Here is a 9,224-nt window from a genome sequence, read left to right on the forward strand (position 1 = left end):
CGCAGCACCCCGTATAGTCGGCCCATGACGACCACCGCCCCAGCCGACCTTCCCGCCCTCCTGCACACCCTGCGCAGTACCTGGCAGGCCCAGCGCCCTTCGCTGGACCAGCGTGAAGCCGACCTGCGCCGCCTCCGCGAAGCGCTGAAGCCACGCCTGGACGAAATGGCCACGGCCATCGCCGAGGACTTCGGCCACCGCGTCCACGTCGAATCGAAGCTGGCCGATGGCATGAGTGTGCTGTCGGCCATCGACCACCTGCGCCGCCACCTGCGGCGCTGGTCGAAGCCGCAGCGCGTACGGGCCGGCTGGAAGCTGTGGCCGGCGCGCGCGCAGCTGCGGCCGACGCCACTGGGTGTGGTCGGGGTGATCTCACCGTGGAATTACCCGGTCACGCTGGCACTCGTGCCGCTGGCCACCGCCATCGCCGCTGGCAACCACGTGCTGTTGAAGCCCTCCGAACACACGCCGCGCACCAGTGCGTTCCTGGCTGATCTGCTGGCCAGCGTGTTCCCGCCCGATCGGGTGGCGGTGGTGCAGGGCGGGGCGGATGTGGCCGCGGCGGTGTCCTCGCTGCCGCTGGACCATCTGCTGTTCACCGGCTCGACGGCCGTTGGCCGCAAGGTGATGGCCGCCGCCGCCGAGCATCTGGTGCCGGTCACGCTGGAACTGGGCGGCAAGTCGCCGGCCATCGTCTGCCGCGATTTTCCGCTGGGCAAAGCCGCCGCGCGGCTGGCCACCGGCAAGTGGTTCAACGCGGGCCAGACCTGCATCGCGCCGGATTATGTGCTGATCGATACGGTCCGCCAGCGCGAGTTCGTACAGGCGCTGCAGCAGCAGGTGCGCGAACGCTATGGCGACTTCAGCAATGCCGACGACTACACGCGCATCATCAACGAGGGCCAGTACCAGCGCCTGCAGGGCTATCTGGTACAGGCGCGGCAACGCGGCGTGCCGGTGATTCCGTTGGCGCAGGTGGATGAGGCGCGCGCCGACCGCGAGCGCCTGCTGGTGCCGACCGTGGTGCTGGACCCGCCCGACGATCTGGACCTGATGCGCGAGGAAATCTTCGGGCCGATCCTGCCCGTGCGGGCCTACCCGGACCTGGAGGCGGCGCTGGCGGACGTGCTGTCCCGCGAACGGCCGCTGGCGCTGTATCCCTTCAGCCATGACACGGCCACGGTGGAGCGCATCCTCGGCCAGGTGGTGGCCGGTGGCGTGACGGTAAATGACACGCTGCTGCACTTCGCCGCCGATGGCCTGCCGTTTGGCGGGGTAGGGGCCAGCGGCATGGGCGCGTACCACGGGCGGGCCGGGTTCGATGCGATGAGCAAGCGGCTGCCGGTGCTGTGGCAGTCGCGCTGGGCGGCCAGCGACCGGCTGCGGCCGCCGTATTCGAAGATTGCGGGTTTGTTGAAGCTGCTGCTGCGGTAGTGCCGGCCGCTGGCCGCCAACTGAGGGGTCCTGCCGACGGTTCATGGGGTTGCCGGCCAGCGGCCGGCACTACCGGTGGGTGCAAACCTTGGTTGGCACGGGGGCGGCCATGCGCCAACCCAGGTTGGCGTCTACCAAAGCCCACCCGGGTAGAATGCCCGCATGAAAATCGCCTCGTGGAACGTCAATTCGCTCAATGTCCGCCTGCCGCACCTGGAACAGTGGCTCAAGGCGTTCGGCCCGGACATCGTCGGTATCCAGGAAACCAAGCTGGAGGACCACAAGTTCCCCGACTCTGCGCTGATCGCTGCCGGCTACCGCAGCGTGTTCGCCGGCCAGAAGACCTACAACGGCGTTGCGCTGCTGTCCCGTGAGCCTGCACAGGACGTGCAGATCGGCATTCCCGGCTTCGAGGACGAGCAGAAGCGCGTCATCGCCGGTACCTTCGGCGACCTGCGGGTAATCAACCTGTACGTGGTCAACGGCCAGGACATCGGTACCGACAAGTACGAGTACAAGTTACGCTGGCTTGAGGCGGTGCATGCCTGGATCGCCGAAGAACTGCAGCGCCACCCGAAGCTGATCGTGATGGGGGACTTCAACATTGCCCCGGACGCACGCGACGTGCACGACCCGGAGGTGTGGAACGACAACCACATCCTGACCTCCACCGCCGAGCGCGGCGCATTGAACAAGCTGCTGCAGCTGGGCCTGCACGATGGCTTCCGCCTGCACAACGACGAGGCGGGCACCTTCAGCTGGTGGGATTACCGCGCCGCCGGCTTCCGTCGCAACCTGGGCCTGCGCATCGACCTGACCCTGGTCTCCGATGCGCTGAAGAGCGGTGCGGTGGCTTCGGGCATCGACCGCGAGCCGCGCACCTGGGAACGTCCGAGCGACCATGCGCCGGCGTGGGTACAGATCGGTTGAACGAACGGGGCCCGGCATCGCCGGGCCCGTTCTGAAAGGCCCGCCGGCCAGCGGCCGGCGCTACCGCCGTGTCAGCGTATGCTCTTGCGGGTGAACAGATTGACGATCGCCAGCAGGATCACTGCACCGATCAGCGAGAACAGGAAGGTTCGAATGGTGATCGCTTCGTTGATGCCGCCGCCGAACAGCCAGCCGGAAATCAGCGCGCCGACGATGCCGACCACGATGTTGAGGATGATGCCCTGCTGGGCATCGCGCTTCATGATGATGCTGGCCAGCCAGCCTACGATGCCGCCGACGATCAGCCAGATGATGATGCCCATGATCGAACCTCCGGTGGGGAACGGTGACCAGTTGACGCGCACGGCCGTGAACCCGTCGTGCAATCGTGTGACGGGCGCGTGCGCATGAGCCTGCCAGCCACCCTCGACGGCCCGTGGCGCTTTGGTCCGGTGACGGTCTGGCGGCGACCGCACGTGCCCGGCCAGCGCGGCGAACCGCAGGCACGGCAGGTGCTGGCGCAGGCCCTCGGGGCCGATCCGGAGACGCTGCCGCTGGTCCGCGATGACAAGGGCCGGCCGGAGCTGAGCGGCGCATTGGCCCACTACGGCACCGGCTGGAGCCACAGCGGCGAGGTGCTGCTGGTGGCGCTGGGCGAAGGCGTGCGGCTGGGCGTGGACCTGGAACTGCTGCGGCCGCGCGCCCGCCTGCTGGAGATCGTGCAGCGCTTCTTCCACCCGGAGGAGGTGGCGTGGCTGGAAAGCCTGGACCAGACCGACCGCGAACACTGGTTCTTCCGCGTGTGGTGCGCCAAGGAATCGATGCTGAAGGCGCACGGCCAGGGTATCTCGTTCGGCCTGCACCGCCTGCAGCTGGCGCCGGGGGCCGATGGCGCCCTGCACCTGCGCTGGTGCGACCCGGAACTGGGCGAGGCCGCGCGCTGGCACCTGCACGAATGGCAGGCCACCGGTCAGTTCCGGGCGGCGTTGGCCTGGTATCCGCACTGAGGCGGGGAATCAGCGCGCAAAACCGGCGATAATGCCGGCATGAGCGAACACCCACTTCTCGCCAGCGTAGCTGCCACGCTGGAACAGGGCCTGGCCAGCATGGGCCTGGATGCCGCGCTGGCGCCGCCGCTGCTGCGCTACCTGGCCCTGCTGCACCGCTGGAACGGCACCTACAACCTCACCGCCATCCGCGACCCGCAGGAGATGGTCACCCGCCACCTGCTCGACTCGCTGGCGATGCAGCCGTTCGTGGCCGATGGCAGCCTGGCCGACCTCGGCACCGGCCCCGGGCTGCCGGGCATCCCGCTGGCCATCGCCTGCCCGGGCCTGCAGGTGACCCTGGTCGAGAGCAATGGCAAGAAGGCGCGCTTCATGCGCGAGGCCGTGCGCCAACTCGGCCTGGGCAATGCCCGCGTGGCCGAATCGCGCGCCGAGGCGCTGGACGAGGCCGGTCGTTACGACCAGTTGACCGCCCGTGCCATGGATACCCTGGCCGGCATCGTCCGTGTCGGTGGCCACCTGCTGCGGCCGGGGGGCGTGCTGCTGGCCATGAAGGGCGTCTACCCGCATGAGGAGATCGCGGACCTGCCGGCTGGCTGGCAGGTGCGCGAGGTGACCCCGCTGAGCGTGCCCGGCCTGGCCGGCGAACGCCACCTGGTTACTGTTACAGGCCCTTGATTCCCGCCGCCAGCCCCTTGTGCAACAACGGGTTGGCGATCCACGATTTCCGCAAGGGGCCGGTTGTACGCATAATGACCGGTCCCAGCACACGTCGACGAGGCACACCCGCATGGCCCGCATCATCGCCATCGCCAACCAGAAGGGTGGCGTCGGCAAGACCACGACCGCCGTCAACCTGGCCGCTTCCCTGGCCAACGCACCCAAGCGCGTGCTGCTGGTCGACCTCGATTCGCAGGGCAACGCGACCATGGGCAGTGGCGTGGACAAGCGTGAGCTGGCCGCCTCCACCTACGATCTGCTGCTGGGCGAGTCCAGCGCCGCCGATGTACGCGTGCAGACCGCCGAAGGCTACGACCTGCTTCCCGGCAACATCGACCTGACCGCCGCCGAGATCCAGCTGATGGCGCAGAGCGAGCGCGAGCAGCGGCTGAAGCGCGCGCTGGCACCGATCCGCGACGAGTACGACTACATCCTGATCGACTGCCCGCCGGCGCTGTCGCTGCTGACGCTCAATGCGCTGGCCGCTGCCGATTCGGTGATCGTGCCGATGCAGTGCGAGTACTACGCCCTGGAAGGCCTGAGCGCGCTGGTGGAAACCATCGAAGCGCTGCGTGCCAACCTCAATCCGGCGCTGGAGATCGAAGGCGTGCTGCGCACCATGTTCGACGTGCGCAACAACCTGGCCAACGCGGTCTCGGCCGAGCTCACCGAGCACTTCGGCGATCGCGTGTTCCGCACCATCGTGCCGCGCAACGTTCGCCTGGCCGAGGCACCCAGCCATGGCCAGAGCATCGTCGGCTACGACCGCGCCTCGCGCGGTGGCGTGGCCTACCTGGGCCTGGCTGGCGAGATCATCCGCCGCAACAACGAACGCAACAAGGCCACCAAGGCCGTGGAGACCGTCTGATGACCAGCAGCAAGCCGGCAGCCAAGAAGCGAGGCCTCGGCCGTGGCCTGGACGCGCTGCTGGGCCCGAAGGGCGCGGTCAGCCAGGTGCAGGCCACCACGGCGGTGATCGAGCCGCTGCCGGGGGAAGTGCTGCGCAAGTTGCCGGTCGGCCAGCTGCAGCCGGGCAAGTACCAGCCGCGCCGCGAGATGGACGAGGGCAAGCTGTCCGAGCTGGCCGACTCGATCAAGTCGCAGGGCGTGATCCAGCCGATCCTGGTGCGCCAGCTGCCGGCGGGCAACTACGAAATCGTCGCCGGTGAACGCCGCTGGCGCGCATCGCAGCTGGCCGGGCTGGACGAAGTGCCGGTGGTGGTGCGCGAGCTGGAAGACCGCACCGTCATCGCGATGGCGCTGATCGAGAACATCCAGCGTGAAGACCTCAACCCGCTGGAGGAAGCCGAAGCGCTGCAGCGCCTGATCAGCGAGTTCACCCTCACCCATGCCGAGGCCGCCGAGGCCGTCGGCCGCTCGCGCGCGGCGGTGTCCAACCTGCTGCGCCTGCTGGAACTACCAGTGGCGATCCGCCTGCTCCTGGAAACCCGCCGCCTGGAAATGGGGCATGCCCGTGCGCTGCTGACCCTGGCCCCCGAACTGGCCGGCAAGCTGGCCCAGGAAGCGGCCGACGAAGGCTGGTCGGTGCGCGAGGTCGAGCGGCGCGCGCAGGCTTTCGCCGCCGGCAAGGTGCCGAGCAGCCGTCCGGTGGCCACGCCGAAGGTGCAGCAGGCCGACATCGCCTCGCTGGAAACCGAGCTGTCCGAAGCGCTCGGCGCCAAGGTGGCGATCAGCCACGGCCGTGGCGGCAAGGGCAAGCTGATCATCCACTACACCGACCTGGACACCCTGGACGGCGTGCTGGAAAAACTGCGCGCGCGCCAGGGCTGAGCCCGGCGCCGCGTCGGGGAGGCGGCCTGTTCCTGCCGCGCCCGGCGAATGACAGGGAACGCACTGCCACGCGCACCGCGGAATGCACTGTCTTCCGGCCCGTGGCCTCATCCAGGGAGCAGGACATGAGCAACGACTACGAAGACGTCAGCCCGGACGGCACCCAGATACTGGTACATCGCCGTGAGAAGGACTTTGTGCTCGCCATCGGCGAAGAACGGCACATCGAGGCGATCAGTGCTCACATCGAACACCACCTGGGACCGGTGTCCGGTGTCTTCCATGAAATCATCTCCGACCTGGTGCACATCGACGTGCACGTGGTGCCGGCCAATGACCACTGCCCGTACCTGCGCCTGGTCACCTCCGGCATGAGCGACCTGCCGATGACCGTGCCCGCCGAGGTGGATGCGGACGTGCCGCGCTACATGGAACTGATGGTGACCCTGCCGGCCGACTGGCCGATCACGCAGGACGCCTTCGAGGATGAGCGCAACTACTGGCCAGTGCGCCTGCTGAAGGGCATGGCGCGGTTGCCGCACGAGTACGACACGTGGCTGGGCTTCGGCCACACCATTCCCAACGGCCATCCCAGCGAGCCCTATGCGCCGGGCGTGGGTTTCGACGGTGCCATCGTGCTGCCGCCGGTGACCGCCCCGGAGGACTTCGCCACACTGGAGCTGGAGGATGGCAATACCATCAGCTTCATGAGCCTGGTTCCGCTGTACCCCGAAGAGATGGACCTGAAGCTGAAGAAGGGCGCCGACGCCCTGCTCGACCGCTTCGATGCGAAACAGATCAACGATGTGATCGAGCCCGGCCGCACCAACGTGGCGAAGAAGCGTTTCGGTTTGTTCTGAGACCGGTAACATCAGGGGCCTGAACTTCGTTCCCAGGCCCCTGCCATGACCATCCTGCTCACCGGCGCTGCCGGCTTCATCGGTGCCTACACCGCCCGCGCGCTGCTGGAGGCCGGCCAGGCCGTGGTCGGCCTGGACAACTTCAACGATTACTACGACCCGCAGATCAAGCGTGACCGCGTGGCCGCGCTGTGTCCGGCGCTGGACCTGCGCACCCTGGACCTGACCGACCAGCAGGGCCTGGCCGCACTGTTCGACGAGGTGCGGCCGACCGCGGTGATCCACCTGGCCGCGCAGGCCGGCGTGCGCTATTCGCTGGAAAACCCGCATGCCTACGTCGACAGCAACCTGGTCGGCTTCGTCAACATGCTCGAGTTGTGCCGCCACCGTGGCGTGCAGCACCTGGTGTATGCCTCCAGCAGTTCGGTCTACGGCGATTCGGCCACGCCGCCGTTCTCCGAAGACCAGCGCGTGGACCAGCCACGCTCGCTGTACGCGGCGACCAAGGCGGCCAACGAGCTGATGGCCTACACCTACGCGCAGCTGTACGGCCTGCATGCCACCGGGCTGCGATTCTTCACCGTGTATGGCCCGTGGGGCCGGCCGGACATGGCACCGCTGCTGTTCTCGCGCGCGGTGCTGGCCGGTCGGCCGATCGACGTGTTCAACGAAGGCCGCATGCAGCGCGATTTCACACATGTCTCCGACATCGTATCCGGTATCCTCGGCGCCCTCGCGCATCCGGCCGACGGTCCGGTGCCGCACCGGGTGTTCAACCTCGGCAACCATACACCGGTCGAGCTGGAGCGCTTCATCAGCGTGATCGAGCAGGCCGCCGGCCGCCCTGCGCAGAAGGTCTACAAGCCCATGCAGCCCGGCGACATGGTGCGCACGATGGCCGATACCCGGCGCGCACATGACGCTTTCGGCTTCGATGCGGTGACCCCGATCGAACAAGGCCTGCCGCCTGTGGTGCAGTGGTGCCGCGAGTATTTTGGCGATCGCGCCTGAGGACGGATCCTCACGCCGCCGGGTTCATCTTCGGATAACCTCGGTTTCGGAGAATGCGCGGTCTTTGTCCCCCCTTTGGCCGAGTGCCTTATGAGCCAACCCGAGCTTTCCGTTGTCGTCCCGGTGTTCAACGAGCGCGACAATGTTGCCCCGCTGGTCGCCGAAATCACCGCTGCGCTGCGTGGCCGGCTGCCGTTCGAGATCGTCTACATCGACGACCACTCGCGTGATGACACCCTGGCGGTGCTGCAGGGATTGAAGGCAACCACCCCGGAACTGCGCGTGCTGCACCATGTGAACCAGAGCGGGCAGAGCACGGCGGTGCGCACCGGCGTCAAGCACGCGCGCGCGCCGTGGATCGCGACCCTGGATGGCGACGGCCAGAATGATCCGGCCGATATTCCCAAGCTGCTCGCCGCACGCGACGCCGCCGAGGCGCAGGTGAAGCTGTTCGCCGGCTGGCGCGTCAACCGCCAGGACAGCGGCAGCAAGCGCTGGGCCAGCAAGTGGGCCAACGCCATCCGTGCGCGCATGCTGCGCGATGACACGCCCGACACCGGTTGCGGCATCAAGCTGTTCGAACGCAGCGCGTTCCTCGACCTGCCGTACTTCGACCACATGCACCGTTACCTGCCGGCGCTGATGCAGCGTGCCGGCTGGAAGACCACCAGCGTGCCGGTCAACCACCGCCACCGTACCGCCGGCGTGTCCAAGTACAACAACCTCGGCCGCGCGCTGGTCGGCATCCGCGACCTGCGTGGCGTGGCCTGGCTGATCACCCGAAGCAAGCGCACCGCGGTGGAGGAGCGCTGATGGATCTGGAGCTGCACTGGCTGGATCAGCCCCTCACCTGGCTGTACTGGACCGGCCTGCATGTGACCGGCTGGAAGCTGATCGGCTACACCGGCGCACTGATGTTCGGCGGCCGCTGGCTGGTCCAGTTCATCGCCTCCAAGCGCGCCGGCAAACCCGTCATACCGCGCCTGTTCTGGTACATGAGCGTGCTCGGCAGCCTGATGACCCTGAGCTACTTCCTGTTCTCGGCCAAGCAGGACTCGGTGGGTGTACTGCAGAACCTGTTCCCGGCGTTCACCGCGCTGTACAGCCTGCACCTGGACATCAAGCACCGCGGCTGGAAGCGCGACAGGGCCAGCCACTGAGGCTGCGGGGTCGGATCCCTTTCCACTGGAAAGGGCTCTGACCCCTGTCAGGATCCCGGCGCATCCTCGCATGGCGTGGATCTACTGCATGTTCAGCGGCGGTGCCCTGGTAGATGCCGACCTTGGTCGGCGCTGGGTTTCCCCGTGTGCCAACCAAGGTTGGCATCTACCAGAGCGGCCGGTTCCCGGTCCTGCCTGCGCTGCAGGCAGGACCTTCGTCCCATGCCATGGGCCGTGGGCGGTGCCATGATCGGGGTCTGCCTTCCCGGGAACCTGTGCTCGTGAAAACCCGTCTTGCCGTTGCCCTGTTG

11 protein-coding genes are annotated in these 9,224 nt (G+C 67.7%); 10 read left to right on the forward strand and 1 reads right to left on the reverse strand.

Features of this window, described 5'->3' with window-relative positions; translation table 11 throughout:
* Nucleotides 1–24 precede the first annotated feature (24 nt).
* A complete protein-coding gene (locus N5E02_RS18745) occupies nucleotides 25–1,434 on the forward strand; it encodes a coniferyl aldehyde dehydrogenase (protein WP_279946601.1) in 1,410 nt (469 codons plus the stop codon).
* Nucleotides 1,435–1,596: 162 nt separating this feature from the next.
* Nucleotides 1,597–2,364 (forward strand): exodeoxyribonuclease III, encoded by a 768-nt coding sequence (gene xth / locus N5E02_RS18750; RefSeq protein ID WP_005420392.1) that lies wholly within the window; start codon nucleotides 1,597–1,599, stop codon nucleotides 2,362–2,364.
* Nucleotides 2,365–2,435: 71 nt separating this feature from the next.
* On the opposite strand, the gene N5E02_RS18755 is transcribed toward xth, so the two are convergent.
* Nucleotides 2,436–2,687, reverse strand: a complete 252-nt coding sequence (locus N5E02_RS18755) for a GlsB/YeaQ/YmgE family stress response membrane protein (protein ID WP_005411656.1) — start codon at nucleotides 2,685–2,687, stop codon at nucleotides 2,436–2,438.
* An 84-nt stretch (nucleotides 2,688–2,771) separates the two neighbouring features.
* Between N5E02_RS18755 and N5E02_RS18760 the strand changes: the two genes are divergently transcribed.
* From N5E02_RS18760 to N5E02_RS18795, 8 genes are all read left to right on the forward strand, one after another.
* A complete protein-coding gene (locus tag N5E02_RS18760; protein ID WP_279946602.1) occupies nucleotides 2,772–3,371 on the forward strand; it encodes a 4'-phosphopantetheinyl transferase superfamily protein in 600 nt (199 codons plus the stop codon).
* 39 nt (nucleotides 3,372–3,410) lie between these two features.
* Nucleotides 3,411–4,049, forward strand: coding sequence for a 16S rRNA (guanine(527)-N(7))-methyltransferase RsmG (gene rsmG / locus N5E02_RS18765; protein ID WP_279946603.1), 639 nt, complete (start codon nucleotides 3,411–3,413; stop codon nucleotides 4,047–4,049).
* 112 nt (nucleotides 4,050–4,161) lie between these two features.
* Nucleotides 4,162–4,959: a ParA family protein gene (locus N5E02_RS18770; RefSeq protein ID WP_005420387.1), complete on the forward strand. Its 798-nt coding sequence runs from the start codon at nucleotides 4,162–4,164 to the stop codon at nucleotides 4,957–4,959.
* Nucleotides 4,959–5,882, forward strand: coding sequence for a ParB/RepB/Spo0J family partition protein (locus N5E02_RS18775; protein WP_005420385.1), 924 nt, complete (start codon nucleotides 4,959–4,961; stop codon nucleotides 5,880–5,882). Before N5E02_RS18770 ends, N5E02_RS18775 begins: the two co-directional genes overlap by 1 nt.
* Nucleotides 5,883–6,007: 125 nt before the next feature.
* Complete coding sequence (locus N5E02_RS18780; protein ID WP_053498802.1) at nucleotides 6,008–6,742, forward strand: suppressor of fused domain protein; 735 nt, start codon at nucleotides 6,008–6,010, stop codon at nucleotides 6,740–6,742.
* 45 nt (nucleotides 6,743–6,787) lie between these two features.
* Nucleotides 6,788–7,753, forward strand: a complete 966-nt coding sequence (locus N5E02_RS18785) for an NAD-dependent epimerase/dehydratase family protein (protein WP_005420382.1) — start codon at nucleotides 6,788–6,790, stop codon at nucleotides 7,751–7,753.
* A gap of 90 nt (nucleotides 7,754–7,843) precedes the next feature.
* Nucleotides 7,844–8,566, forward strand: a complete 723-nt coding sequence (locus tag N5E02_RS18790) for a glycosyltransferase family 2 protein (RefSeq protein ID WP_005420380.1) — start codon at nucleotides 7,844–7,846, stop codon at nucleotides 8,564–8,566.
* On the forward strand, nucleotides 8,566–8,913 hold the full coding sequence (locus N5E02_RS18795; protein WP_005420378.1) for a lipid-A-disaccharide synthase N-terminal domain-containing protein: 348 nt from the start codon (nucleotides 8,566–8,568) through the stop codon (nucleotides 8,911–8,913). The genes N5E02_RS18790 and N5E02_RS18795 overlap by 1 nt, the downstream gene beginning before the upstream one ends.
* Nucleotides 8,914–9,224 lie beyond the last annotated feature (311 nt).

Source organism: Stenotrophomonas sp. GD03777 (assembly GCF_029842485.1).
Lineage (GTDB): Bacteria > Pseudomonadota > Gammaproteobacteria > Xanthomonadales > Xanthomonadaceae > Stenotrophomonas > Stenotrophomonas sepilia.